The organism is Nocardioides marinus, from assembly GCF_013408145.1.
Classification (GTDB): domain Bacteria; phylum Actinomycetota; class Actinomycetes; order Propionibacteriales; family Nocardioidaceae; genus Nocardioides; species Nocardioides marinus.
In genome coordinates this window covers 890,902-915,459 of sequence record NZ_JACBZI010000001.1, presented here as the reverse complement: position 1 = coordinate 915,459, position 24,558 = coordinate 890,902, and the positions used below count along the sequence as shown (strand labels likewise).

Genomic DNA, 24,558 nt, shown 5'->3' with positions numbered 1-24,558 from the left:
CGAGCCTACGGACCCTCGGGGACCTCCCCCGGCCGACCCGTCAGCAGCGCCTCGAGCTCGTCGCGACCCGGCAGGTCCTCGGGCTCGACGACCCGGCCGGTGCGCACGTAGTAGAAGGCGGTGCGCACCTCCTCGGGCGTCAGGTCGTGCAGCTCGGCCCACGCGAGGCGGTAGAGGGCGAGCTGGAGCGGGTCGGCGTCGGCGCGGCGATTGGTCTTCCAGTCGACCAGGAGGAAGGCGCCGTCGGGCTCGCGGTAGACCGCGTCGATGCGCCCGCGCACCACCTGGCCGCCGAGCACCAGCGAGAAGGGAGCCTCCACCTGGTGCGGCACCCGGGACCCGAACGGCCCCTCCTCGAAGGCGGCGACGAGGTCCTTGAGGTCGGCCTCGTCCTCGATCCCGGCGTCGCCGCGACCGGGCAGGTCGTCGGCGTCGAAGAGGTCCTGCTGGCCGAAGCGCGCCTCGACCCAGGCGTGGAAGCGGGTGCCGAAGCGAGCCGCCGACGACGGCGGCCGCGGCATCGGCCGGGCCAGCTCGCGGGCGAAGCCGTCGGGGTCCTCGCGCAGGCGCGCGACCGCCGTCGCGGACAGGCTGCTGGGCAGGCGCACCTCCAGGCGTGCGGCACGGTCGCGCCGCGCCTCGGCGAGCAGCCGGTCGAGCTCGGTGTCCCAGTCGGCGACGACCGCCGCCTCGAGCATGTCCAAGCCCTCGTCGGCGGTCGCCGGGTCGGCGGCGCGCACACGGGCCGCGGCCTCCAGCCGCAGCGCCGCCTCACGACCGGTCGTGGTGACCGGCCAGGGGCGGGAGGGGTCGACGGCGTCGTACGGGTTGGGGTCGCCCTTGGCCGGCTTGTCGCGCCACCCGGGCACCTCCAGCCCCCACTCCTCGAGCTGCTCCCTGAGGACCTGCTGGTACTCCGAGGGGCCGAACGGGGTCGCGCGCTCGGACCAGCAGTAGGAGGTCACGCAGAGCCGGTGCGCGGCGCGGGTCACCGCGACGTAGCCCAGCCGCAGCTCCTCCTCGGCGTCGTGGGCACGGGTGGCCTGGCGGTAGGCGTCGAGCGCGGGCTTGTCGTGCCCCTCCAGCTGCGGGAGGTCGGCGGCGTCACCACGCAGCGGGGCCGGCAGCACCGCGGGCGAGGAGGTCCACAGGGTGCGTGAGCGGTTGCTGGGGAAGCGGGTCTCGCAGGTGCCGACGAGGAACACCGTGCCCCACTCCAGACCCTTGGACCGGTGGACGGTGAGCAGCTTGACGGAGTCGGCGAGCGTGGGGGTGGCGAGGTCAAGGCCGTTGCCCTGGTCGTCCTCGGCGGTGAGGTAGGCCAGCAGCGCGGGGAGCGTGACCGCGCCGTCGACCGCCTGGAAGTCGGCCACCGCCTTCACGAACAGGTCGAGGTTGTCGCGCCGGGCCTCGGCGGCCGGGCTGACCGCGGAGGCCAGCTCCACGTCGGCGCCGGTGGTGTCGATGATGCGGCGTACGACGTCGAGCAGCGGCTCCCCGACCGAGGACCGCAGCGCGCGCAGCTCGCCGGCCAGCAGGGCGAAGCGCTCCCGGGCCTCCTCGGAGTAGGGCAGGTCCCCGGGGTCGGAGAGCGCGTCGTCGAGCGAGGGCACCTCGGCCGGGTCGACCCCGTCGGCGATCGAGACGAGCTGGTCGAGGACCGTCGCGTGCTCGACCCGGGTCTGCACCCCGGCGATCCGGCGGGCGCGCTCGGCCAGCAGCCGCAGGTCGCGCGGGCCGATCGCCCACCGGGGACCGGTCAGCAGGGTCAGCAGCGCGTCGTTGGCGGTGACGTCGTGGAGCAGGGTGAGCACGGCGACGACCTCGGCGACCTCCGGCAGGCGCAGCAGCCCGGAGAGGCCGACGATCTCGACGGGAACCCCGGCCGCGGTGAGCGCGTCGAAGACGTCGGCGGCGTGCTGGTTGTCGCGGACCAGCACGCCGATCTCGGACCACGACTGACCGCCCTCGTGCACGGCCCGCACCTGCTCGGTCAGCCAGGCCAGCTCGTCGGCGTGGGTCTCGTGGACGGCCACCTCGACGGTGCCGTCCTCCGCCTCGGGCTTGGGCTCCAGCGGCTCGACCTGGGCGTAGGCCGCCAGCAGGGGGCCGGCGAGCCGGTTGGCGGCCTGGAGGATGCGCCGGTCCGAGCGCCGGTTGACCGTGAGCGGGTAGGTCGGGACGCTCCCACCCTCGACGGCCGGGAAGGTGTGCTCGAAGCCGAGGATGTTGGAGACCGAGGCCCCCCGCCAGCCGTAGATCGCCTGGTTGGGGTCGCCCACGGCCGTGACGGCGTGACCGCGTCCGGTGGTGGGCGTGGGCCCGGAGAAGAGCCGGCCGAGCATGACGGCCTGCGCGACCGAGGTGTCCTGGTACTCGTCGAGCAGCACGACCTTGAACTTGCCGCGCTCGACCGCACCTACCGACGGCTGCTCGGAGGCCAGCCGGGCACCGAGCTCGATCTGGTCGGAGAAGTCCATCAGGCCCAGGTCGGCCTTGAGCCGCCGGTAGCCGCCGACCAGGCCGAGCAGCTCCTGGCGACGAGCGATCGCGTGCAGCGCCTTCTCGACCGGCTCGCGCCAGGTCTTGCGGTTCTTGCCGACCTCCTCCTGCGCCAGCGCCCGGCGGAAGGACTCCGCCGCCTGCGCATCGACGCGCTCGACGTCGGCCGGGGAGACCAGGTGCTCGCTCATCGCACTGTCGAGGGCGAGGAGGTTCTGGATGACCGTGGGCGGGTGGTCCGACAGCGAGCGCACGTCGCCGGTCCAGCCGTCGACGACCCGGGCACCGAGCTGGTAGCGCGCGGCGTCGGTGATGACGCGGGTGTCGGGCTCGTGCCCGATCAGCAGGCCGTGCTCGCTGAGCAGGTTGGCGGCGTAGGCGTGGTAGGTCAGCACCGTCGGCTCCACCGCGTCGTCGGGTGCCTCCTCCTCCAGCGGCCGCTGCTCCACGTCCAGCACGCCGGCGGCGCGCAGCGCGTCTCGGATGCGCGAGCGCAGCTCACTGGCGGCCTTGGTCGTGAAGGTCAGGCCCAGCACCTCGTCGGGGCGGACCTGGCCGGTCAGCACCAGGTACACCACCCGGGCGGCCATCAGGGTGGTCTTGCCCGACCCGGCGCCCGCGACCACCACGGCCGGGGTGAGCGGCGCCGAGATCGCCCGCCACTGCTGCGGGCTCGCGGCGTAGGGGGTCCCCATCGCGGCCTGGAGCTGCTCGGGGGTGCGGATGTCCATCGGCGTCGACTGCTGGGCCTGCTCGGTCACTGGCTCACCACCGGTCCCGCGGACTTGATCGGGCACAACGGGACGAAGGGACAGTCGCGGCAGTGCTGCCCCGCGATCGCCGGGAAGCTCTCCTGGCGCAGCATCACCGCGGCGGTCTGCAGCCGGCGGCGCAGCTCCTGCCGGGCCTGGCCGTCCTCGGGCTGCACGTCCTGCGGTTGCACCTTGGCGGTGTCGCTGCCGTCCTCGAGCCCGAGCTGGACCAGCTCGGCGCCACCGGCCACGCCCGGCCCACCGGTCAGCGGGGAGACGATCGGGTCGAGCGCGCCGCGGTCGACGGCGTACTGGTAGAGGCCGAGCTGGAGGTGGGACTGCACCGAGGTCTGGCTGGGGGCGTTGCGGCCGGTCTTGAGGTCGACGACCACCACCCGGCCGTCGTGGTCGAGCTCGACGCGGTCGGCGTAGCCGATCAGGCGCACCCGCTCCCCGTCGGGCAGGTCGACCTCGGTGGTGAACCGGGACTCGGTGCCGACCAGGCGGCGGCGGTTGTCGTGGTGCCAGCGCAGGAACCGGGCCAGCGCGACCTGGATGCGCTCGTGCTCGCGGGCCCGTGACCACGGGGTGCGGAACTCCAGCCGGCTCCACACCGCGTCGACCTGCTCCATGAGCAGCGCCAGGCCGGCCTCGTCGGGCCCGGCGTCGAGCTCGCCCGCGGACACGCGCTCGGCGATGGCGTGCACCATCTGCCCGAGGTTGGCCGACTGGTGGGCGCGGACGATGCCGCCGGCCTCGTCGGCGAGGAACCAGCGGGTCGGGCAGATGCCGAGGGCGTCGAGCACGGAGGCGGAGATCGAGACCGGCTGCTCGGGGTCACGCAGCGGCTGGGCCGCGAGCGAGGCCGACCGGGTGCCCCACCAGGAGGCGGGGTCGGCCTGCGGCACCAGCTGACGGGTGTGGGAGCCGGAGCCGACGTGCTCCCCGGCGAGGCGACGCAGCCGCACGGCTGCGGCCTGCCGCAGCGGCTCGCTGGTGGCGGGGTCGGCCAGGGTGCGGCGCAGCTCGGCGACCAGGCCGTCCATCGACAAGGGACGACGCGGCCGGCCGATGACCGGCTCGATGCTCACCCCGAGCTCCTCGAGGAAGCGCGAGGGCTGCTCGCCCTCGTCGTCGGGCGAGGCGACCGCGGTCACCACGAGGCGCTCACGGGCTCGGGTCGCGGCGACGTAGAAGAGCCGGCGCTCCTCCAGCAGCAGCTCGCGACGCGAGACCGGTGGCACCAGCTCGCCGGCGCCGATGCGGTCGGCCTGCAGCAGCGTCGAGCGTCGGCGCAGGTCGGGCCACGCGTCGGCCTGCACGTGGGCGATGACCACCAGCCGCCACTCCAGGCCCTTCGAGCGGTGCGCGGTCAGCAGGCGTACGGCGGCACCGCGTGCCCCGCGCTCGGCCAGCGTGTCGGCGGGGATCTGCTGGGCCACCAGGGTGTCGAGGAAGGCGCGCACGCCGAGGTGGTCGCGCTGCTCCTCGGCCCGCGCGGCGATCTCGAACAGCGCGCAGACGGAGTCCAGGTCCCGGTGCGCGCGTCGTGCCGCTCCCCCGCCCTGCTCCACCTGGCGACGCAGCCGCTCGGGCCACCCGGTGCCGGACCACAGCCGCCACAGCAGCTCCTCGGCGGAGTCCCCCGCGTCCAGCGCGGCACGGGCCCCGGCCACCAGGTCGGCCACCGCCCGAGCCCGGTCGACCTCGGGTGCCTCGGCGCCCGAGGGCAGCCCCTCGAGGGCGGCCGGGTCGACCACGGCCCCGCGCAGCAGGTCGCGCGAGGGTCGCGGCGTGCGCTCCTCGGCGTGGGCGCGCTCCTTCTCGCGTGCCCGCAGGCGGCGCGCCAGCCGGCGTACGTCTCCGGCGTCGAGGCCGCCCAGCGGCCCGGTCAGCAGCGCCTCGGCGCGGGCGGGGCCGACGTGGTCGGGGTGGGCCGGGTCGTCCTCGTGCAGGTGCACCACGGCGCGCAGGGCGTCGAGCAGCGGCAGCACCGCCGGGTCGCGCACCAGCGGCAGCTCGTCGCTGGCGACCTCGACCGGCACCCCGGCAGCACCCAGCGCGCGTCGCAGTGGCGGGATGGAGCTGCGGCCCGAGCGCACCAGCACCGCCATCTCGTCCCAGCCGATGCCGTCCTCGAGGTGGGCGCGGCGCAGCAGGTCGGCGAGGTGCTCGGCCTCGGCGCGCTCGGTGTCGAAGGTCCGCACGACCACCCGGCCCTCGACCGGGGCCTGCGAGCGGGGCATCAGGAAGGCCTCACGCGCCGACTCGTCGATGGTGCCCGGGAGCCCGAGCCGGCCGGCCACCCGCTGGGCGGCCACGAGCAGGCGGGGCCCGAAGCGACGGGTGGTGCGCAGGGCGACGACCGGGGCCGGGCTGCCGTCGGAGCGGGGGAACTGCGTGGGGAACTCCAAGATGCCGCGCACCTCGGCACCGCGGAACGCGTAGATCGACTGGTGCGGGTCGCCGACGACCACCAGGTCGCGCCCGTCGCCGGCCAGCGCCCGCAGGAGCGCGACCTGACCGGGGTCGGTGTCCTGGTACTCGTCGACGAAGACGTGCCGCAGGCGCGCGCGCAGCTGGTCGCGGTGCACCTCCGCCTCCAACGTCGCGCGCCGGATCAGGTCGGGGTAGTCGGTGGCGCCCTGCGCGTCGAGGTTGGTGAGGTAGGAGTCCAGGAACAGCCCCGCGGCGACCAGCTCGGGCGCGCCGTGCTCACGCCCCAGCTGGGCCAGCTCGTGCCCCTCCAGCCCCTTCTCGCGGGCGCGGGAGAGCACGGCGTGCACCTCCTTGGCGAAGCCGCGGGTCCCCAGCGCGTGGTCGAGCGAGGACGGCCAGCGCACCGACTCCGGCGTGTGCGCCAGCAGCTCGCGCAGCACCACGTCGCTCTCCGGCGCCGAGAGCAGCCGCAGCGGCGACTCGTAGAGCTCGGCGGGCGCGAGCTCGCGGATCAGGCCGTAGGCGAAGGAGTGGAAGGTCGAGGCCAGCGGGGTGCTCATCGTGCGCCCCAGGCGCGCGGTCACCCGGTCGCGCAGCTGCTCGGCGGCCTTGCGCGAGAACGTCAGCGCCAGGACCTGCTCGGGGCGGGCGCCGTCCTCGATGCGCCGGGCGATCGCCTCGACCAGCGTGGTGGTCTTGCCGGTGCCCGGGCCGGCCAGGACCAGCATCGGCCCGCCGGCGTGGTCCACGACGCGCTGCTGGTCCTCGTCGAGGGTGGGCACCGAGGTGCCCGGGGCCTCCGGGCGCACCAGGACGTACGACGTCTGGTCGGTCCCCCGGGACGGCTCTGGCGCAGGCACCGGCCCATCAGACCATCCGGCGCCGACAGCCGGTCCGCCGGCCGGCCCGTTCACCGACTCGTCCCCCGGCACGCTGAGAGCGAGCTGCGCACCAACCCGCACCTGCGCTGGACCAGCAACCGACGCGGCTACGTGATGGCGACCCTCACCCCCGACCTGCTGACCGCGGACTTCCGCACGTTGCCGTTCGTCGAGAAGCCGGGCGCCACCGCCACGACCGCCCGCCACCTGGGTGGTCGAGTCCGGTCGCGCTGGACTGGTGCCGTCCTGAGCGATCTGCCCTAGCGTCGCACCATGCAGACCGAGGTCCTCTACTCCCCCGCCTACGCCACCGCCAAGCTGACCCTCGCCGCCGGCGAGGCCGTCCGTGCGGAGTCGGGCGCGATGCTCGCGATGTCTCCCGGCATCGCCATGGAGACCTCCACCCAGGGCGGGGTCCTCAAGGGCCTCAAGCGTGCCGTGCTGGGCGGGGAGTCATTCTTCGTCAACACCTTCACCGCCCAGGTCGACGGCGCCGAGCTCTACGTCGCCCCCTCGCTCCCCGGCGACGTCGTCGCCTGGCCGCTCAACGGCCAGCTCTTCGTGACCTCCGGCTCCTACCTGGCCTCCTCCGCCGGCATCGAGGTCGACACCCAGTGGGGCGGCGGCAAGACGTTCTTCTCCAGCGAGGGGCTGTTCATGCTCCGCGTCGCCGGCCAGGGCGAGCTGGTGCTCTCCTCCTACGGCGCCATCCACCACATCGACCTGCAGCCCGGGCAGACCTACACCGTCGACACCGGCCACATGGTCGCCTGGACCGACGGCGTCCAGTACGCCGTGCGGCGCGTCGGCGGCTGGAAGTCCACCCTGCTCTCCGGCGAGGGCCTGGTCTGCGACCTCACCGGCCCCGGCCGGATCTACCTCCAGACCCGCTCCCAGGACGCCTTCCTGTCCTGGCTGATCCCGCAGCTGCCCAAGCCGTCCTCGAGCTGAGACCGGCCAGGCCGGTCGGACGAACACAGGCACAAGCGCACCCCGGCCGGCCTCGCAGGCGGGAGGATCTCGGTGTCGAGCCCGTTGTGCCTGTCTTCGTACGACGGCGGCTGCCCCGGCTCAGGCGTCGGGCGCCCGCTCGTTGTAGCCCGGCGCGCGCTCCTGGCCGGTCAGGCCTGCGATGGCGTCCATGACCTCGTCGGTGAGCACCCGCCGTGCCTTGCCCGACGCCATGCCCTCGAAGCGTCCCGCCACCTCGATGGGGACGCCGAAGCGGACGTCGACCTGGACGATCCGCGGCAGGGACGACCCGACCGGCTGGAGCCTCTCGGTGCCGACCAGGCCCACGGGCACGATCGGGACGCCCGCGGTGAGCGCGAGGTGGGCGACACCCGTGCGCCCGCGGTAGAGCCGACCGTCGCGCGAGCGCGTCCCCTCCGGGTAGAGGCCGAACGCCTCGCCGCGGGCCAGCACCTCCAGCGCGGTGTCCAGCGAGCCGAGCGCCGCACGCGGGTCGTCGCGGTCGACCGGCAGCATCCCGAGCCCCTCGAACCACGCCCGGGACAGCGCGCCCCTCACCCCCGTGCCGGTGAAGTAGTCCGACTTGGCGAGGAAGACCACCTTGCGCGGCACGACGACCGGGATCACCACCGAGTCGACGAAGGACAGGTGGTTGCTGGCCAGCAGCACCCCGCCGGTGGCAGGCACGTGCTCGAGCCCCTCGACACGGGGCCGCCAGATCGCCTTCGCGACCGGCGGGACCACGGCGTGCAGGGTCCGGTAGAGGCTCACCCGGCCAGTCTCGTGGTTACCGGCGGGTCCGCCGAACGGGCGTCGTCAGGCGAACCTCAGGAGATGAGCCCGGCCTTGCGACCGAGCTTCTGCGCCACCTCGGCCGGCGACAGCTCGCCGCGGATCAGCTTCGAGGTGGTCCAGCCCGACGTGTCGATGCCGGAGAGACGCTCGAACAACGGCAGGTCCTCCGCGTACGCCGCCAGCAGGACCTCGATGTCCTCGGCCGTGGGCGCCTCGCCCTCGAGATCGGTGCGCGAGGCCGAGCGGGCCTGCGGCTCGACGACCTTCTGGTACGGCGCCAGCCCGAGCGCCTCGACCAGCCGCTCGGCCGTGCCGTGCTGGTCGCGGACGAACTCGTGGAAGTCCAGCAGGTGCAGCTGCTCGGCGGGAAACAGCGACTGCGCGTGCGCCAGCTGCGCGCCGTACAGACCGCGGCCCACGACCGAGCGGGTCCGCAGGTCCTTGTCGCTCCATCCCTCGGGGCGGCTGCCGATCCACGACGGGTCGTAGCCGATGCGGACGGTCTCGGCGAAGGAGATCCGCTCCTCCGGCGCCAGCCTGCGGGTGTAGTTCATGACCCAGTGCGAGAACGCCCGGTCGACGGGGTCGCGGAAGCACAGCACGAGGGGGACGTCGGGGTTCCAGGCACGGATCCGCTCCAGGGCGCCGGGCCAGAACAGGTACGACGGGCTCGCGTCGACCGACATCGTGGCCCTGGCCCGCGGGCCGCGGCGGGCCACCTCGTAGCCGGTGAAGTCGAGGTCGGCCCAGTCCCGCGACTCGTCGTCGAAGAAGTGCCACTCCTTCTGCGGGGCGCGCGCGATCGACTGGTGCGAGACCAGGACGCGGTAGAGCGTGCTCGTGCCGGCCTTCTGCACGCCGGCCACCACGACCCCGATCGGGAGGGTGCCGTGCGGGGCGGTCAGCGGGTCACCGTCGGGACGGGGAGCGATGGTGTCCTCCTGGGAGAGGGCTGGTCAGCGGCGGGTCGGGCGCGCCCGAGACTAGCCGACCTCGTGCCCCGTCCTCAGCCCAGCCCGCGGGCCCGCACCGCCAGCAGCACCTGGTCGTCGTCGTGGGTCAGCGCCTCGCGCAGCAGGACGTCGCACAGCTCCTCGGGCCCCAGGTGCGCGTGCGCACCCACCGTCTCCACCAGCCAGGCCAGCCCCTCGTCGAGGTCGGCACCGCGCCGCTCGACCAGGCCGTCGGTGTAGAGCAGCAGCAGGTCCCCGGGCGCCAGCTCGAGCCGGTGGTCGAGCCGGTGCGCCGACGGGTCGAGCCCGAGCAGCAGGTCGGCCCCCTCGTCCAGCAGCCGTACGCCGCCGCCCGCCGTGACCAGCAGCGGCGGCGGGTGCCCGGCGTTGGCCCAGTGGACGAGCTGGCCGTCGGGCCCCTGTTCCTCGAGCACCGCGACGACCGCCGTGGCGACCACCTCCATGCCCAGCCCCTCCATCGCCAGGTCGAGGTCCTGCAGCACCTGCGAGGGCAGCCACACGTCGGCGGAGTAGGCGACCCCGCGGGCGAGGTTGCGCAGCTGACCCATCGCCGCGGCCGCCGCCAGGTCGTGACCGGCCACGTCGCCGACCATGACCGCCACCGCACCGTCGGGCAACGGGTAGCAGTCGTACCAGTCGCCTCCGACGCGCGCCTGCTGGGAGGCCGGCTGGTAGCGCACCGCCACCTCGAGGGCGTGCCCCGCCTGGGGCTGCGTGAGCAGGCTGCGCTGCAGCGCCTCGGAGATCGCGCGCTGGGACTCCGCGGTGGCCACGCTGTCCAGGGCGGCGCCCACGCCGGCGGCCACCGTCCGCAGGAACTCGGTGTAGGCCGGGTCGAGGGGCAGCCGCGGGCTGAGCCGGCCCCTCAGGTGTCGGGTGCGGGTGCTGGCGTGCCGGCGAGGCACCTCGACGCGGCACAGCACGCCGCGGTGCGGGTCCCCTCCGGTCTCCAGGGTCAGGCCGGCGCCGGGAGCCGCACCCAGCGGCAGCGCCACCTCGGCCAGGTCGTCGCCGGCCTCGAGCACCGCGCGGGTGCGCTCGACCACGTCGGCCTCCGTCGCCGCGTCCTCCAGGCTCGCCAGCAGCTGTGCCACGAGGTGGCTGCGTCGCCGGGCGAGCACCACGGGCGTCGCCTCCACCGCGATGTCGAGGACCCCCTCCACCTCGCCGTCGGGGCCCCGCACGGCGGAGTAGGACCAGGTGAACCAGCAGTCCTCGACGTACCCGGCGCGCTGCAGCGGCAGCAGCACCTCCTCGCTCCAGGTCGCCTCGCCCCCGGCGCGCACCTGCTCCAGCAGCGGGCCGATGGTGCCCATCGCCTCGGGGAAGACCTCGGCGCAGCGCCGACCCAGCGCCGGGTGCTTGTCACCGATCAGCTCGGTGTAGGCCTCGTTGTAGAGCAGCACCAGCTCGGGCCCCCACAGCAGGGTCGCGGGGAACCGGGTGCCCCAGACCAGGCCGAGCGAGGCCCACAGCGCCGGGCTCCAGGCCTCCGGCGCACCCATCGGGCCCGCGGACCAGTCGACGTCGGCGTACTCCTCGCGCAGCGCGCCCGCGCGCGCGAAGGGGTCGGGCGCGGACGGCGGCATGGCCACATCGTGGCAGGTCAGCCCCACACCCGCAGGGCAACCGCGACGTCGAGCCGGACCCGGGCATCGCTGCTCACCGGCCCCACGAGCCGCTCGATCTTGGCCAGCCGGTAGCGCATGGTGTTGTAGTGGAAGAACTGCGCCCGCGCGGCCTCGGCCACGTTGAAGTTGGTGTCCAGCAGCGCCTGCAGGGTCACCCGCAGGCCCTCGGACTCGGGGTCCTCGTCGGCCAGCGGCCCGAGCACGTCGCGGGCGAAGTCCCTCAGCTCCCCCCGGTCGGGCACCGAGGCCAGCAGCCGGTCCAGGCCGAGGTCGTCGAAGAACGCGGTCACCCCGCCGCCGTGCACGCGTCGGCCCACCTCGACGGCCCGGCCCGCCTGCTCGTACGCCGCGGGCAGGCCCGTGACCCGGGCGGCCCGGCTGACCCCGCAGGTGAACTCCCCGACCTCGCCGGCCACCGTGGCGACCGCGCGCTGCACGAGCTCCTCACCGGCCCTGCGCACCGACGGCTCACCGGCCAGCGGGAGCAGCGCCACCACCTCGGAGGCGAGGTCCGCGCACGGTGCGTGGGAGTCGAGCCGATCGGTGGCCGAGCGCCAGGCGGCAGCGAAGTGCGCCTGCTCGGCCTGCCGGTCCTCGGCCGGACGGTCCAGCCTCGCGACCAGCACCACCCAGTGCGTCGCGGCCCGCTCGTCGTCGAGCCCGAGCTCGGCCAGCACGTCCTGCGGGGCACGGCCGGACAGCACGTCACGCAACAGGTGCCCGACGTACGCGTCGTGCTGGTGGTCCGAGATCTGCCTACGCACGGTGCTCTCCTCACAACGTCGCAGGGGGCAGAGACTAGGCGACGTCCGGAGCGGGTGGAACTCCCGGTGGCTGCCAGAAGGCCGCGCGGATGTCCACCGCGCCCGAGCGACGCAGCGGGGTGCCCTCCTCCAGGTAGGCCTGGCGCGCGGTGTCGTGGTGGCTGTCCGGGAGGGAGCCGTCGGCGCGCACGACGCGCCACCAGGGCACGCCCCCGCCGTGGGTCGACATCACGTTGCCGACCCGACGCGGGCCGTAGCGTCCCACGGCGTCGGCGATCGCGCCGTAGGTCGTCACCCGTCCCCGGGGCACGGCCTCCACGCAGGCGAGCACGGCCTCGACGTAGTCCTCCGGGTGCCTCACCCCTCGATCCTCTCCCCCACGGCGACGTACGCCGCCAGCAGGCCGCCGGCCGCCACCAGGACACCCGCGAGCGGCCACACCCAGCCGGGAGGCCGGCCGGCGTCGAGGAGCACCGTCCCCACGGCCCACACCGGCAGCGCCGACCCCGCGAGGAGCAGGGCGCGACGTCCCCACAGCTCCAGCACCTCGTGCCCCGGCCGCAGGTCCACCGGGCCGTAGCCCAGCACCAGGGCGGCGACGTGCGCGACCAGCAGCAGGGCGGCCGCGGGCACGACGGCCGGCGGCAGGCCCGGCTCCGCCCACGCCCACCAGCCGGCGACCCCGACCAGGCACAGCACGCCGGCGGGGCCCTCGGGTCGCACCGCCCACCACACCGAGCACACGGCCAGGACGCCCCACACCCACCCCGGCGGGGCGCCGGCCGGCAGCGCCAGGGCCAGCGCGGCCGACGGCCCGGCGGCCACCAGCCCGCGCAGCAGCCAGGACGACGGCCCCCACCGCCTCACGTGCGCACCCGCGGTGCCCGGGCGCGGCGGCCGAGGGCGGACAGGACGCCGTCCAGGGAGCCCGGCCCGCGCCAGGCCGCGGTCGGGCAGCCCGCCCCCTCGAGTGCGGAGAGCACCCGCTCGCGGTCCAGCAGCCGCAGCCGCCAGGCGGCCTCGACCACCTGCGCGTCCACGCCGGACGGCGCCGCCGGGGCGGCCCCGGGCGGCAGGCAGTCGACGACCAACGCCGTCATCCCCCGCCGCTGCGTCGCCGCGGCGACCGCCGCCACCCGGTCGTCGAGCAGGGCCGAGAGCACGACGATGAACGACCCGGCCGCGGCCCCCAGCCGCAGCGGGACGCCCGGCGGCTCCGCGTCCCCCGGGGCCACGGAGGCGAGCGCGACCTCGACCCTGCGCAGCTGACGCCGCCCGCCGCCCGAGGGAAGCGACAGCCCCGGTCGGCCCAGCACCCGCAGCGCGACCCGGTCACCGCCGCGCAGGTGGTGGGCCGCAAGGGCGGCCGCCGCGCGCACCGTGAGGTCGAGGCTGCTCGGCGGCCCGTCCACGCCGCCGGACTCCCCGTGGTCGGCGAAGGCGTCCACCACCAGCAGCACGCCGGCGTCCTGCTCGGCGAGCGCGGCGGTGACGTGGAGGCGACCGCTGCGGGAGGACACCGGCCAGTGGATCCGGCGCAGCCGGTCCCCGGGCGCGAACTCCCGCACGTCACCGAGCTCCACCCCCGACCCGATCCGGGAGGAGCGGTGGGCACCGACCAGGCCGGAGGGGGACGGCAGGGCGGCACGCGAGTGGTAGGCCACGGCCTGCGGCAGGACCCTCAGCTCGGTTCCCCAGCGCGGCTGCGGCCCCCAGCGGAAGCCACCCCACGCACTGTCGGCGCAGACCTGCTCCTCCCCGAGGCTCACCCGGCCCCAGCGGTCGGGGCGCACGACGATCTCGGGCAGGGCGACCACCCCGTCGGCCGCGGCCCGGTGGCCCACCAGGGCACCGACCGTCCCCGACGGCGGGTCCATGGCGACGTACGGCGCCGGGTCGGTGCTCCGGACGACGTGCTCGACGTCCTCGGCGTGCTGCAGCAGGGCGCTGGTGCGGACCGCCTGTCCCTCACGGATCCCGGCGCCACGGGTGCTCGACCCGATGCGCGGGACCTCCCGCGGCCGGCGCCGCAGCGCGCACACCACCCAGACCGCGAACGGCGCCGCGAGCACCACGAGGGCAGGGCGCCCGGCCGCCAGCGCGAGCGCCGGGACCACCCCGGCGACCACCACACCGCGGGCCAGCGCGGCCGTGGGCTTCCACGTCATCGTGCGCCGGCGCTCGCGCCGTGGTCCGAGCCGGAGGTGGACGGGGTGGGGACCGAGCCGAGCACGTCACGCACGACCTCGGCTCCGCTGCCGCCCCCGAGCCACAGCTCGGGACGCAGCACCAGTCGGTGCGCCAGCACCGCAGGGGCGACCGTCTTGACGTCCTCGGGGACCACGAAGTCGCGGCCCTCCAGCAGCGCCCAGGCCCGGGCGAGCAGCACCAGCGCCAGCGAGCCGCGGGGCGAGGCACCGACGGCGGTGTCGCGGTGCGCCCGGGTGGCGGCGGCCAGGTCGACGCAGTAGCGCCCGACCGACTCCTCGACGCCGACGGTCTCGACGCACGCCTGCATGGCCAGCACGCCCCGGGCGTCGGTCACGGCGTCGAGCGCCACCTCCTCGCGACGGCGCGCGACCCGGCGCAGCACGACGTCGAGCTCGTCGTCGGCAGCGGGGTAGCCGAAGGAGACCCGGGTCAGGAACCGGTCCAGCTGCGCCTCGGGCAGCGGGTAGGTGCCCTCGTGCTCGACGGGGTTGGCCGTGGCCAGCACGACGAAGGGCGATCCCAGCGGGTGGGTCACCCCCTCGACGGTCACCTGGTGCTCCTGCATCGCCTCGAGCAGCGCGGCCTGGGTCTTGGGCGGGGTCCGGTTGATCTCGTCCGCGAGCAGCACCTGGGTGTGCACCGGGCCGGGTCGGAAGACCATCTCCCCGCTGTGCTGGTGGAACAGGTAGCTGCCGGTCAGGTCGGCCGGCAGCAGGTCGGGGGTGAACTGGGCGCGCGCGAAGTCCAGCCCCAGCGCGGTCGCCAGCGAGCGCGCGGCGAGCGTCTTGCCCAGCCCCGGCAGGTCCTCCAGCAGCACGTGGCCACCGGCCAGCACGGTGGCCAGCACCAGCCGCAGCGCGTGATGGTTGCCCACCACGGCCCGACCGACCTCCTCCAGCACCCGACCGGCCGTCCGGCCGGCCTCCTCCACGCTCATCTCGGGCAGGGGTCCAGCAGTCACAGTGCCTCGATCCTCTCCAGGTGGGTCAGCAGGTCCCGCGCGCCGAGCCGGCGCACCGGGCCGTGCAGCAGGTCGTCCAGGTCCGTGCCGAGCAGCTCGCGTCGCTGCGTCGGGTCCAGGTCGTCGAGCCGCAGGCCGTGCCGCGTCAGCACGACGTCGGCCACCGTGCGACGCACGCGGTCGCGCAGCTCCGGGCCCGGCCGGGCTGCGGCCCGGTGGTCCTCGAGCACCCGGACCCACGTGGCCGTGGCCCGGTCCTGGCCCGGGGCCAGGTGCGGCGCCACCACGGCCCGGCGCCAGGGCGAGGTGTGGTCCGGGAGCAGCTCCCAGACCAGGACCGCGACCAGGAGCCCCAGCAGCGCCAGGACGGCGACGCGGTCGACGTGCGGCTCGGTGCCCAGCAGCACCACGACCACGACCGCGGCGACCGCCGCGAGCAGCGTCGCGACGCCCCGCACGCGCAGGCGCAGCCGGTCCCCGCTCACCGGGCCCCCTGGCGCGCCCGCACGCTCGCGTGCACGTGGTCCAGCGCGCGCAGCGCGCGGGAGCGGTCCTGCGCGCTCACCGGGACCTCGGAGTAGCGCGCACGGTGGTAGGCCTCCGCCAGCACCGACACCGCGTGCTCGTCGGCCCCCAAGGCGTCGAGCAGGCGTCGGGCCAGCTCGGTCGCGGTCTCGGCGGGCCGACGTCGTACGCCGCCGGCGGCCGCGACCTCCTCGATCTCGAGCCAGCAGGCGACCACGGCGTTGCGCGGCGGGCCCTCCTCGAGCCGGGCCCGGCGGCCGGCCGCGCCACGCATCAGCTCCTCGGTCAGCGCCTCGGTGTCGAGGACCTCCTCGGCCCCGGTCAGGGAGGTCGCCGGACCGGCCGGCCGGTCCCGTGCGTCCCAGCGCTGCCAGGCCCAGCGTCCGGCCCGCCACAGCACCCCGGCGAACGCGACCACGACCGCGACCTCGATCACGAGCAGCACCGCACGGACCACGGCCCGCAGCCACGTGGGGACGTCGCGGGTCTCCTCGCTCGGGAGCATCTGCTCGCCCGAGCCCGCCTCCGCGGACTCCGACGTGGGCGTCGGGTCGCTCAGCGTGACCCGGTCACGCCCCTCACCCTCCAGGACCGTGCCGGGGCCGGCGGCCGCCGCCCACAGGACCAGCACGACCGCGCCGACCATGAGCACGCTGGCGAGCAGGGCGAGCGCAGCACGCGCCGCCCCGGCATCTCCGAGTCGATGCTCCACGCGGGCAACGTACCCGCCCTCGGCTCAGAGCAGCGGCGAGAACGGCTCGGTGCCGAGCGCCAGCTTCAGGCCGGGGATGCCGGAGTGCTCCTGGGCGAAGGCCAGCTCACGCGCCAGGTCGCCGATGTTGTTCGACAGCGGGAACGGGGTCAGGCCCAGCGTGGAGAGGGTCCCGACCGCCAGGCCGTCGGCGCTGAGGAAGCCCGAGCCGGAGTCACCGGGGACGCCGGGCGTCACGGTGTAGAGCAGGTGCGACCAGCCCTGGTCGGCCGCGTCGTCGCCGAGCGCGATGCCCTGCTTGGGCGAGAGCAGCTCGATGCCCGCGCGCAGCGAGGAGTTCCCGTAGCTCCACACGCTCTCGCCGGCGCCGAGGCCGTCGGTGTCGATGCCGGTGGGTCCGCCCCAGACCGGGACGCTCGGGTTCACCTTCGACACGTCGCTGCCGGCGACCTTGACCAGCGCGAAGTCGTTGAAGTCGCACACGACCGGGTCGGTGGTGCCCAGCCGGTTCATCGTCTCCCAGGAGCTGTAGACGAGGGTGCCGCGACCCAGCACCGTGCCGGAGGTCAGCAGGCTGCCGCCGCGCTCGAAGGTGACCGGGGTGCCGAGGGGCACCGAGTCCTGGCCGCAGCCGCTGGTGTCGGTCGCCTCTCCGAGCCCGGCGCAGTGCGCGGCGTAGCCGACGTACACCCCGCCGTTGCGGTCGGTGAAGACGAAGTTGGCGGTGCACTGGCTGCCGTCGGTGTACATCTGCACCCCCGGCGTGATGGTCGCCGAGGCCGCCGGTGCCCACGTGACCGCCCGCTTGCGCTTGCGCTTGGCCGCGTCAGCGGTGGGGGCGAGGGTCGCGACGAGGGCCAGGGCCAGCGCGCAGACGAGGAGCAGGACCGGCACGGTGCGGGAGCGCAGCAGCGTCATGCCCCCACAACGAGGCAGGGCCCCGACCGGCTACGCGGGTCGGGGCCCTGTCTCACAGGGTGGGCTGTCAGATCACAGCCCGCGGGTCACAGGAGCGGCGAGAAGGGCTCGGTGCCCTCCACCAGCTGCAGGCCGGCGATGCCGGAGTGCTGCTGGGCGTAGGCCAGCTCGCGGCCCAGGTCACCGATGTTGTTCGACAGCGGCAGCGGGGCCAGGCCGAGGGTCGACAGCGTGCCGATGGCCGCACCGTCCTCGCTCAGGAACGCCGAGCCCGAGTCACCGGGGACGCCCGGGGTCACGGTGTAGAGCGGGTGGCTCCAGCCGTCGTCGGCCGCGGAGTCGCCGAGGCTGATGCCGGTGTGGGGCGAGAGCGCCTCGATGCCGGCGCGCAGCGAGGAGTTGCCGTAGGTGTAGACCCGGTCGCCCGCGGCGGTGCCGTCGGTGTCGATGCCGGTCGGGCCGCCCCAGAACGGGATGCTCGGGTTGACGTCGCCGACGTAGGCCGCGTCGACCTTCACCAGCGCGAAGTCGTTGTAGGCGCAGGCGTTCTCGTCGGTCTCGCCGAGGTCGCGCATGGTGCGCCAGGAGGAGTAGGCCAGGGTGCCGGTGCCGACGGTGGTGCCCGAGGTGACCAGCGAGCCGCCCTCGACGAAGTCGACCTTGGTGCCCAGCGGCACCGAGTCGTTGAGGCAGCCGTTGGTGTCGGTGGCCTCGCCCAGGCCGGCGCAGTGGGCGGCGTACCCGACGTAGACGTTCGACGAGGCGTCGGTGAAGACGAAGTTCGAGGTGCACTGGGCGCCGTCGGTGTACATCTGCGTGCCGGGCGTGATCGTGGCCTCGTCGGCCGGGGCCCAGGCGGGGGCGGCGGACGCGGGGGCGACGGTCGCGGTGGCCGCGCCGAGGACGGCGGCGCTGGCCAGGGCGGCCAGGGCAGCGAGGCGACGGGCGGGCTTGGGGGGGTTCAGCAAGGGACTCATCCTCCAGGGAGCACTGGTGCCGGCCCCCGAGTAGGCCGGCTCGACAGGAGCCGACCTACCCGGTGTGGCACGGACTACACCTGGTGGAACGTGTTTTTACCGCCCGGTAACCCCAAGACCTGTCTCAGTCCCGGCGCCCTGCCTGCTCAGTACGACGGCTGGCTGGGGTCGATCTGGTTGACCCACGCCACGACGCCACCGCCGACGTGCACGGCGTCGGCGAACCCGGCGCCCTTGAGCACCGCCAGCGCCTCGGCCGAGCGGACTCCGGACTTGCAGTGCAGCACGACCGGCTTGTCCTGGGAGAGCTGCTCGAGGGCGTTGCCGTTGAGGAACTCGCCCTTGGGGATCAGCACCGAGCCCGGGATCTGGTTGATCTCGTACTCGTTGGGCTCGCGCACGTCGACCAGCACGAAGTCCCGGCTGCCCTCCTCGCGCTCCTTGAGCATCGACTCCAGCTGGGTGACCGAGATGGTCGACCCGGCCGCGGCGTCGGCGGCCTCGTCGGAGATCGCACCGCAGAAGGTGTCGTAGTCGATGAGACCGGTGACGGTCGGGTTCTCGCCGCACAGCGCGCAGTTGGGGTCCTTGCGGACCTTCAGCTTGCGCCACGACAGTTCGAGGGCGTCGTAGATGACCAGCGAGCCGACGGCGGGGTCGCCGGCACCGGTGATCATCTTGATGGCCTCGTTGACCTGGATCGAGCCGATTGAGGCGCACAGCACGCCCAGCACGCCGCCCTCGGCGCACGAGGGGACCATGCCCGGCGGCGGCGGCTCGGGGTACAGGCAGCGGTAGCAGGGGGCGCCCTCGACCTGCTTGGGCGCGAAGACCGACGCCTGGCCGTCGAAGCGGTAGATCGAGCCCCACACGTAGGGGATCCCGAGGAAGTACGCCGCGTCGTTGACCATGTAGCGGGTCGCGAAGTTGTCGGTGCCGTCGACGATGAGGTCGTAGCCCTCGAAGACGTCGAAGACGTTGTCGTTGTCGAGGCGCTCCTCGTGGAGCACGACGTTGACGTGCGGGTTGGCCTCGGCGATCGACTCCTTGGCCGAGACGGCCTTGGACTTCCCGATGTCGGACTGGGTGTGGATGATCTGGCGCTGCAGGTTCGACTCGTCGACCTCGTCGAACTCCGCGATGCCCAGGGTCCCGACGCCGGCCGCGGCCAGGTAGAGCAGCGCGGGGCTGCCGAGACCGCCGGCGCCGATCACCAGGACCTTGGCGTTCTTCAGGCGCTTCTGCCCGGTCATGCCCACGTCGGGGATGATCAGGTGACGGCTGTAGCGGCGTACCTCGTCGACGGTCAGCTCTGCTGCCGGCTCCACGAGCGGCTCGATGCTCACGGGGGTCTCTCCTCGCCTTGGGGGCTGGGTTCTCAGGAGGTCCTCGGTAGGTCCTCGGTCGCGGGCACAACGCCCACGGCGGGCTCCATGTTCCCCCACGGTCCTCGACGCGCGACACGTCCACCCAGAGCCTGGACAGCGGCGGCGCCCCCGCGGCGGGTTAGGCTCCAGTCCCCCGTAAGTGACCCGGCAGTAGTCCCCGCCGCGGTCCGTGCAGCACCCCACCAGGACGACCAGGAGACCAGCAGTGACGGCAGACCAGCGAGACGTCGGCGGCCTGCGCCCCCGCGGGGCCCGGATGCCCCGCCGCGAGCGTCGCGCCCAGCTGCTGGAGTCCGCGCTCGAGGTGTTCGTCGCCCAGGGCTACCACGCCGCCGCGATGGACGACATCGCCGAGCGCGCCGGGGTCTCCAAGCCGGTGCTCTACCAGCACTTCCCCGGCAAGCTCGAGCTCTACCTCGCGTTGCTGGACCGCTCCTGCGACCAGATCATCGACAACTGCCGCGCCGCCCTGGAGTCCACCGACGACAACAAGCAGCGCGTCGAGGCGACGATGGCGGTCTTCTACGAGTACGTCGCGCACGACACCGGCGCGTTCCGTCTCGTCTTCGAGTCCGACCTCACCAACGAGCCGGCCGTGCGCGAGCAGGTCGACCGCGTGACGGCCGAGTGCGCGCGCCTCATCGCCGGCGTCATCCACGAGGACACCGGCCTGCCCGACGAGGCCTCGCGGCTGCTGGCCGTCTCGCTGGTCGGCATGGCCCAGGTCAGCGCCCGCTTCTGGCTCACCGAGGCCGGTGGCCTGGGCCGCGACCAGGCGGCGGCGCTGGTGGCCGGGCTGGCCTGGCGCGGCATCGGTGGCTACCCGCGCACCGACGAGCCTTCCGTCGAGCACTAGGCTGGCTGCGTGGACGTCAAGATCGGTATCCAGCAGGCCCCCCGCGAGATCACCCTCGAGACCGAGGAGTCGGCCGAGGCCCTGACCTCCCAGGTCGCCGAGGCCGTCTCCTCCGACGGCCTGCTCTCGCTCACCGACACCAAGGGCCGGGTCGTGATGGTGCCCGGCTCGAAGATCGCCTACGTCGAGCTCGGCTCGACCACGGTCGCCGCGGTCGGCTTCCGCAGCTAGCTCTCCAGGCCGAGCTCGGCCATCCGCTCGGTGTGCCGCTCGGTGAGCCGGGCGAACATCCGGCCGATGGCCGCGAGGTCGAGCCCGGGGCGGTCGGTGCCGCCGGCCAGCAGCGCCGAGAGGGCGTCCCGCTCGGCGGCCACCCGCTGCGCCTGGATCAGCGCCTCCCCCATCAGCCGACGGCCCCACAGCGCCAGCCGGCCGCCGAGGCGGTGGTCGGCGGCGATCGCGGCACGCACCCGGTCCACGACGAACGCCGCGTGCCCGGAGTCCTCGAAGGTGCCGACGACCAGGTCGCGGGTCTCTGCGTCGAGGTAGGCCGCGATCTCGCGGTAGAAGTCGTCGGCCAGGCCGTCACCGACGTAGGCCTTGACCAGGCCCTCGTACCAGTCGGCCGGGGCGGTGTGGTCGTGGAAGCGGTCGATGGGCTCCTGGAAGGGCGCCATCGCGGCGAAGGGGTCGGCACCCAGCGACTCGAGGCGGCGTCGCAGCGCGTCGACCTTGGAGAACTCCGCGGAGGCCATGGTGGCGATCGCGACCTTGTCCTCCAGCGTGGGGGCCAGCTTGGCGTCCTCGGCCAGCCGCTCGAAGGCGCTGATCTCGCCGTAGGCGATGACGCCGAGCAGGTCGACCATGGCCTCGCGGTAGGTCGGGTCCTCGAAGGCCAGGGGCGTGTCGTCGCCTCCGGCTCGCCCACCCGACTCCGGCCCGGTCTCGACCTGGGATTCAGTCATGCTCGCACCCTACCGATAGAGTCTCGAGACGTATGTGCGCGGTTGGCCGGGTCCCGGGTCGGCCGCAGCGGTTGTGGCAGCGCCGCCCAGCAGACAGACCTGACGGGGCCAGCAACCACGAAAGCAGAACACTGTGACCACCTTCCGTGAGCTCGGGGTGCACCCCGAGATCTGCGACGCGCTCGAGCGCGGCGGCATCACCACCCCCTTCGCCATCCAGGAGATGACCCTCTCGGTCGCCCTGATGGGCACCGACCTCATCGGCCAGGCCCGCACGGGCACCGGCAAGACGCTGGCCTTCGGCATCCCGGTGCTCCAGCGCAGCGTCTCCCCCAAGGACCCCGACTACGCCGACCTGCCCCAGGGCAAGCCGCAGGCGCTCATCGTCGCCCCCACCCGCGAGCTGGCCCTCCAGGTCTCCTCCGACCTCACGCTGGCCTCCGCCGATCGGGGCCTGCGGGTCCTGACGGTGTACGGCGGCGTCGGCTACGAGCCGCAGCTGGAGGCGCTGGAGACCGGCGTCGACATCGTCGTCGGCACGCCGGGTCGTCTCATCGACCTGGCCAACCGCAAGTCCCTGGACCTCTCCCACGTCCACGCCGTCGTCCTGGACGAGGCCGACGAGATGCTCGACCTCGGGTTCCTCCCCGACGTCGAGAAGCTGATGCGGATGACGCCGGAGACCCGGCAGACGATGCTGTTCTCGGCGACGATGCCGGCCGCGATCGTCTCGCTGGCGCGCACCTACATGCGCCACCCGATGAACATCCGCGCCGAGTCCTCCTACGAGAACGCCACGGTGCCGGCCACCGCCCAGTTCATCTACCAGTGCCACGACCTGGACAAGCCCGAGATCATCGGCCGCCTGCTCCAGGCCGAGGACGCCGACAAGTTCATCGTCTTCACCCGCACCAAGCGCCAGGCCCAGCGCGTCGCCGACGACCTGGCCGAGCGCGGCTTCGCCGCCTCCCCGCTGCACGGCGACATGGCCCAGGTCGCGCGCGAGAAGGCGCTGGCGAAGTTCCGCGAGGACAAGATCCGGGTGCTGGTCGCCACCGACGTCGCCGCCCGCGGCATCGACGTGCGCGGCGTCTCCCACGTCATCAACTACACCTGCCCCGAGGACGACAAGACCTACGTCCACCGCATCGGGCGCACCGGCCGCGCCGGCGCCACGGGCATCGCCATCACGCTGGTGGACTGGCAGGACCTGCACCGCTGGAAGCTCATCAACAAGGCGCTCGACCTGCCCTTCGAGGAGCCGCAGGAGACCTACTCCACCTCCGAGCACCTCTTCCACGACCAGGGCATCGCCCCGGGCACCAAGGGCCGCATCGTCGACCCGAAGCCGGTCGAGAAGAAGGAGCCTCGGGAGCGCTCGGGCGAGCGTGCGCCGCGCAACCGCAACCGGACGCGCACCCGCTCGCGGTCCGGTGAGGTCGTCGCCGAGGTGAAGACCACCGAGTCCGGCGAGAAGCAGGTGGAGAAGGTCGAGGCCTCGGCCGGCTCCGGCTCGGGTTCCTCCAGCAGCCGCAACCGGCGTCGTCGCCGCTCGCGCGGTGGTGGCGGAGGCCAGGGCGGCCAGCAGGGCGGCAACGGCGGCGGCTCGGCCCCGGCCGGCGACTGAGCCCGCTCAGCCCCACGCAGACGTACGACGAGGCCCGCTCCCCTCCAGGGGGAGCGGGCCTCGTGCGTGTCTCAGCGCTTCTTGCGCCCCGCGCGCGTGACCAGGTTCGCGGCGACCTCGCGGTAGGCCTGGGCACCCTTGCTGGTGCGGCTGGTGGCCAGGATCGAGCGGCCGGCCGCGGGGGCCTCGGCGAACTTGATCGTCTTGGGGATCGGCGGCTCGACGACCTCGAGCTCGTAGGTCTCGGCGATGGTCTCCAGCACCGTGCGCGAGTGGTTGGTGCGGCCGTCGTACAGCGTGGGCAGCACGCCCCACACCTCGAGCTTGCGGTTGGTGAACCGGCGCACGTCGTGGACGGTGTCGAGCAGCTGGCCCACGCCCCGGTGCGAGAGCGTCTCGCACTGCAGGGGGATCAGCACCCCGCGCGCGGCGGTGAGCGCCGCCACGGTGAGCACGCCCAGGGAGGGCGGGCAGTCCAGCAGCACCCAGTCGTAGTCGTCCTCGACGTCCTCCACGACCATCTTCACCACGTGCTCGCGCCCGGTGCGGGTGAGCAGGTCGGCCTCGGCGCGGGCGAGCTCGATGGTGGCCGGGAGCAGGTGCACGCCGTCCTCGGTCTCGATGATCACCTCGCGCGGGTCGGTGCCCTTCGTGAGCACGTGGTGCACCGAGACCTCGAGGTCCTCGGGATCGATGCCGAGGGAGAAGGTCAGGCAGGCCTGCGGGTCGAGGTCGACGAGCAGCACCCGCTGCCCGAGCTCGGCGAGGGCCGCGCCGATCGAGGCGACGGAGGTGGTCTTGGCGACGCCTCCCTTCTGGTTGGCGACGGCGAGTGTCGTGGTCATCGAGGGTCATCATGCCGGACGGGTCGCCCACGTCCGAGGTGGGACCTGTTCTACTCGGGTCATGTCTCGCTCCCTGGTCACCGGCCCGACCGCCGGCATCGGACGTTCCTTCGCCCACCAGCTCGCCGCACGCGGCGACGACCTCGTGCTCGTCGCCCGTGACGCCTCGCGCCTGGAGGAGCTCGCCACCGAGCTGCGCGCCCAGCACGGGGTCGAGGTGGAGGTGCTGGCCGCCGACCTCGCCGACCGCGACCAGCTGCGCCGCGTCGAGGAGCGGCTCGCCGACCTCCAGAGCCCGGTGGACCTGCTGGTCAACAACGCCGGGTTCGGCCTCAAGGGCCGCTTCCTCGACAACGACGTCGACGCCGAGACCGCCATGCTGGACGTGCTGGTCACCGCCGTCCTGCGCCTGACCCACGCCGCGCTCGGGCCGATGGCCGCGCGCGGCCACGGCGGCGTCATCAACGTCTCCAGCGTCGCCGCCTTCCTCCCCCGCGGCACCTACTCCGCGGCCAAGGCCTACGTGAACCGCCTGGGCGAGTGGGCCGCGGCGGAGTACGCCGACCAGGGCGTCACCGTGACGACCCTGTGCCCGGGCTTCGTGCGCACCGAGTTCCACGAGCGGATGGGCGTGGGCCGTGACTCCGCCCCCTCGTGGATGTGGCTGGACGCCGACGACCTCGTGCGCGACGCGCTGGCCGACCACGCGAAGGGGAAGGTCTACTCGATCCCCAGCGCGCAGTACAAGGTCATCGCCGGTGCCGCTCGACTGGTCCCGAGCGGGCTGCTGCAGCGCTTCCAGGGCCTGGGCCGCAAGTAGCCCGCGCACCCGGCGGACGTCATACGGGCAGGACGTCCGCTGT

Annotated in this window: 23 protein-coding genes; 6 read left to right on the top strand and 17 right to left on the bottom strand. The window is 74.1% G+C overall.

Going from position 1 to position 24,558, the window contains the following annotated elements; translation table 11 throughout:
* Positions 1–5 precede the first annotated feature (5 nt).
* Both BKA05_RS04370 and BKA05_RS04365 read right to left on the bottom strand, forming a co-directional pair.
* On the bottom strand, positions 6–3,263 hold the full coding sequence (locus tag BKA05_RS04370) for an ATP-dependent helicase (protein WP_343045517.1): 3,258 nt from the start codon (positions 3,261–3,263) through the stop codon (positions 6–8).
* A complete protein-coding gene (locus BKA05_RS04365; protein WP_179530344.1) occupies positions 3,260–6,553 on the bottom strand; it encodes a UvrD-helicase domain-containing protein in 3,294 nt (1,097 codons plus the stop codon). The genes BKA05_RS04370 and BKA05_RS04365 overlap by 4 nt, the downstream gene beginning before the upstream one ends.
* A 135-nt stretch (positions 6,554–6,688) precedes the next feature.
* Here BKA05_RS04365 and BKA05_RS04360 point away from each other — a divergent pair, with 135 nt between their 5' ends.
* Together BKA05_RS04360 and BKA05_RS04355 are read left to right on the top strand one after the other, a co-directional pair.
* Entirely contained in the window at positions 6,689–6,838 is a 150-nt protein-coding gene (locus BKA05_RS04360; RefSeq protein ID WP_179530343.1) for a hypothetical protein, read from the top strand.
* Between the two features lie 9 nt (positions 6,839–6,847).
* Positions 6,848–7,525, top strand: a complete 678-nt coding sequence (locus tag BKA05_RS04355; RefSeq protein ID WP_179530342.1) for a TIGR00266 family protein — start codon at positions 6,848–6,850, stop codon at positions 7,523–7,525.
* A gap of 120 nt (positions 7,526–7,645) precedes the next feature.
* Here BKA05_RS04355 and BKA05_RS04350 read toward each other — a convergent pair whose 3' ends face one another.
* From BKA05_RS04350 to moeZ, 13 genes are all read right to left on the bottom strand, one after another.
* Positions 7,646–8,317: a lysophospholipid acyltransferase family protein gene (locus BKA05_RS04350; RefSeq protein WP_179530341.1), complete on the bottom strand. Its 672-nt coding sequence runs from the start codon at positions 8,315–8,317 to the stop codon at positions 7,646–7,648.
* A 56-nt stretch (positions 8,318–8,373) separates the two neighbouring features.
* On the bottom strand, positions 8,374–9,207 hold the full coding sequence (locus tag BKA05_RS04345; RefSeq protein WP_179530340.1) for a sulfotransferase domain-containing protein: 834 nt from the start codon (positions 9,205–9,207) through the stop codon (positions 8,374–8,376).
* A gap of 140 nt (positions 9,208–9,347) precedes the next feature.
* Positions 9,348–10,904 carry a PP2C family protein-serine/threonine phosphatase gene (locus tag BKA05_RS04340; protein ID WP_179530339.1) on the bottom strand — a complete coding sequence of 519 codons (1,557 nt, stop codon included), beginning with the start codon at positions 10,902–10,904 and terminating at the stop codon, positions 9,348–9,350.
* Positions 10,905–10,921: 17 nt separating this feature from the next.
* A complete protein-coding gene (locus tag BKA05_RS04335; protein WP_179530338.1) occupies positions 10,922–11,710 on the bottom strand; it encodes a helix-turn-helix domain-containing protein in 789 nt (262 codons plus the stop codon).
* Positions 11,711–11,744: 34 nt separating this feature from the next.
* Positions 11,745–12,071 (bottom strand): MGMT family protein, encoded by a 327-nt coding sequence (locus BKA05_RS04330; protein ID WP_179530337.1) that lies wholly within the window; start codon positions 12,069–12,071, stop codon positions 11,745–11,747.
* Complete coding sequence (locus BKA05_RS04325; protein ID WP_179530336.1) at positions 12,068–12,577, bottom strand: hypothetical protein; 510 nt, start codon at positions 12,575–12,577, stop codon at positions 12,068–12,070. The genes BKA05_RS04330 and BKA05_RS04325 overlap by 4 nt, the downstream gene beginning before the upstream one ends.
* On the bottom strand, positions 12,574–13,878 hold the full coding sequence (locus BKA05_RS04320; RefSeq protein ID WP_179530335.1) for a DUF58 domain-containing protein: 1,305 nt from the start codon (positions 13,876–13,878) through the stop codon (positions 12,574–12,576). The genes BKA05_RS04325 and BKA05_RS04320 overlap by 4 nt, the downstream gene beginning before the upstream one ends.
* Entirely contained in the window at positions 13,875–14,858 is a 984-nt protein-coding gene (locus BKA05_RS04315) for an AAA family ATPase (RefSeq protein WP_179532976.1), read from the bottom strand. Before BKA05_RS04315 ends, BKA05_RS04320 begins: the two co-directional genes overlap by 4 nt.
* 20 nt (positions 14,859–14,878) lie before the next feature.
* Entirely contained in the window at positions 14,879–15,367 is a 489-nt protein-coding gene (locus tag BKA05_RS04310; protein WP_179530334.1) for a hypothetical protein, read from the bottom strand.
* A complete protein-coding gene (locus tag BKA05_RS20195) occupies positions 15,364–16,119 on the bottom strand; it encodes a DUF4129 domain-containing protein (protein ID WP_179530333.1) in 756 nt (251 codons plus the stop codon). Before BKA05_RS20195 ends, BKA05_RS04310 begins: the two co-directional genes overlap by 4 nt.
* A gap of 24 nt (positions 16,120–16,143) precedes the next feature.
* On the bottom strand, positions 16,144–17,037 hold the full coding sequence (locus BKA05_RS04300; protein WP_179530332.1) for a hypothetical protein: 894 nt from the start codon (positions 17,035–17,037) through the stop codon (positions 16,144–16,146).
* 86 nt (positions 17,038–17,123) lie between these two features.
* Positions 17,124–18,014: a hypothetical protein gene (locus BKA05_RS04295; RefSeq protein ID WP_179530331.1), complete on the bottom strand. Its 891-nt coding sequence runs from the start codon at positions 18,012–18,014 to the stop codon at positions 17,124–17,126.
* Between the two features lie 146 nt (positions 18,015–18,160).
* On the bottom strand, positions 18,161–19,360 hold the full coding sequence (gene moeZ, locus BKA05_RS04290; protein ID WP_179530330.1) for an adenylyltransferase/sulfurtransferase MoeZ: 1,200 nt from the start codon (positions 19,358–19,360) through the stop codon (positions 18,161–18,163).
* Positions 19,361–19,658: 298 nt separating this feature from the next.
* Here moeZ and BKA05_RS04285 point away from each other — a divergent pair, with 298 nt between their 5' ends.
* Positions 19,659–20,258 carry a TetR/AcrR family transcriptional regulator gene (locus tag BKA05_RS04285; RefSeq protein WP_179532975.1) on the top strand — a complete coding sequence of 200 codons (600 nt, stop codon included), beginning with the start codon at positions 19,659–19,661 and terminating at the stop codon, positions 20,256–20,258.
* A 9-nt stretch (positions 20,259–20,267) separates the two neighbouring features.
* Positions 20,268–20,489 carry a DUF3107 domain-containing protein gene (locus BKA05_RS04280; RefSeq protein ID WP_179530329.1) on the top strand — a complete coding sequence of 74 codons (222 nt, stop codon included), beginning with the start codon at positions 20,268–20,270 and terminating at the stop codon, positions 20,487–20,489.
* On the opposite strand, the gene BKA05_RS04275 is transcribed toward BKA05_RS04280, so the two are convergent.
* On the bottom strand, positions 20,486–21,223 hold the full coding sequence (locus BKA05_RS04275) for a ferritin-like fold-containing protein (protein WP_179530328.1): 738 nt from the start codon (positions 21,221–21,223) through the stop codon (positions 20,486–20,488). The two genes, BKA05_RS04280 and BKA05_RS04275, sit on opposite strands and share 4 nt — an antisense overlap.
* Positions 21,224–21,356: 133 nt before the next feature.
* Here BKA05_RS04275 and BKA05_RS04270 point away from each other — a divergent pair, with 133 nt between their 5' ends.
* Entirely contained in the window at positions 21,357–22,850 is a 1,494-nt protein-coding gene (locus BKA05_RS04270; protein ID WP_343045515.1) for a DEAD/DEAH box helicase, read from the top strand.
* 71 nt (positions 22,851–22,921) lie between these two features.
* Here the strand turns inward: BKA05_RS04270 and BKA05_RS04265 are convergent, their stop codons facing one another.
* On the bottom strand, positions 22,922–23,695 hold the full coding sequence (locus tag BKA05_RS04265) for a ParA family protein (RefSeq protein WP_179530327.1): 774 nt from the start codon (positions 23,693–23,695) through the stop codon (positions 22,922–22,924).
* Positions 23,696–23,756: 61 nt separating this feature from the next.
* On the opposite strand from BKA05_RS04265, the gene BKA05_RS04260 reads away from it, so the two are divergent.
* A complete protein-coding gene (locus BKA05_RS04260) occupies positions 23,757–24,515 on the top strand; it encodes an SDR family NAD(P)-dependent oxidoreductase (RefSeq protein WP_179530326.1) in 759 nt (252 codons plus the stop codon).
* Positions 24,516–24,558: the final 43 nt, after the last annotated feature.

Excerpts from the sequence above, each read along its gene's own strand:
- BKA05_RS04360 (WP_179530343.1), top strand. The coding sequence starts at position 6,689 with ATGGCGACCCTCACCCCCGACCTGCTGACCGCGGACTTCCGCACGTTG.
- BKA05_RS04355 (WP_179530342.1), top strand. The coding sequence starts at position 6,848 with ATGCAGACCGAGGTCCTCTACTCCCCCGCCTACGCCACCGCCAAGCTG.
- BKA05_RS04340 (WP_179530339.1), bottom strand. The coding sequence starts at position 10,904 with ATGCCGCCGTCCGCGCCCGACCCCTTCGCGCGCGCGGGCGCGCTGCGC.
- BKA05_RS04320 (WP_179530335.1), bottom strand. The coding sequence starts at position 13,878 with ATGACGTGGAAGCCCACGGCCGCGCTGGCCCGCGGTGTGGTGGTCGCC.
- BKA05_RS04315 (WP_179532976.1), bottom strand. The coding sequence starts at position 14,858 with ATGAGCGTGGAGGAGGCCGGCCGGACGGCCGGTCGGGTGCTGGAGGAG.
- BKA05_RS04300 (WP_179530332.1), bottom strand. The coding sequence starts at position 17,037 with ATGACGCTGCTGCGCTCCCGCACCGTGCCGGTCCTGCTCCTCGTCTGC.
- BKA05_RS04295 (WP_179530331.1), bottom strand. The coding sequence starts at position 18,014 with ATGAGTCCCTTGCTGAACCCCCCCAAGCCCGCCCGTCGCCTCGCTGCC.
- BKA05_RS04285 (WP_179532975.1), top strand. The coding sequence starts at position 19,659 with ATGCCCCGCCGCGAGCGTCGCGCCCAGCTGCTGGAGTCCGCGCTCGAG.
- BKA05_RS04275 (WP_179530328.1), bottom strand. The coding sequence starts at position 21,223 with ATGACTGAATCCCAGGTCGAGACCGGGCCGGAGTCGGGTGGGCGAGCC.
- BKA05_RS04265 (WP_179530327.1), bottom strand. The coding sequence starts at position 23,695 with ATGACCACGACACTCGCCGTCGCCAACCAGAAGGGAGGCGTCGCCAAG.
- BKA05_RS04260 (WP_179530326.1), top strand. The coding sequence starts at position 23,757 with ATGTCTCGCTCCCTGGTCACCGGCCCGACCGCCGGCATCGGACGTTCC.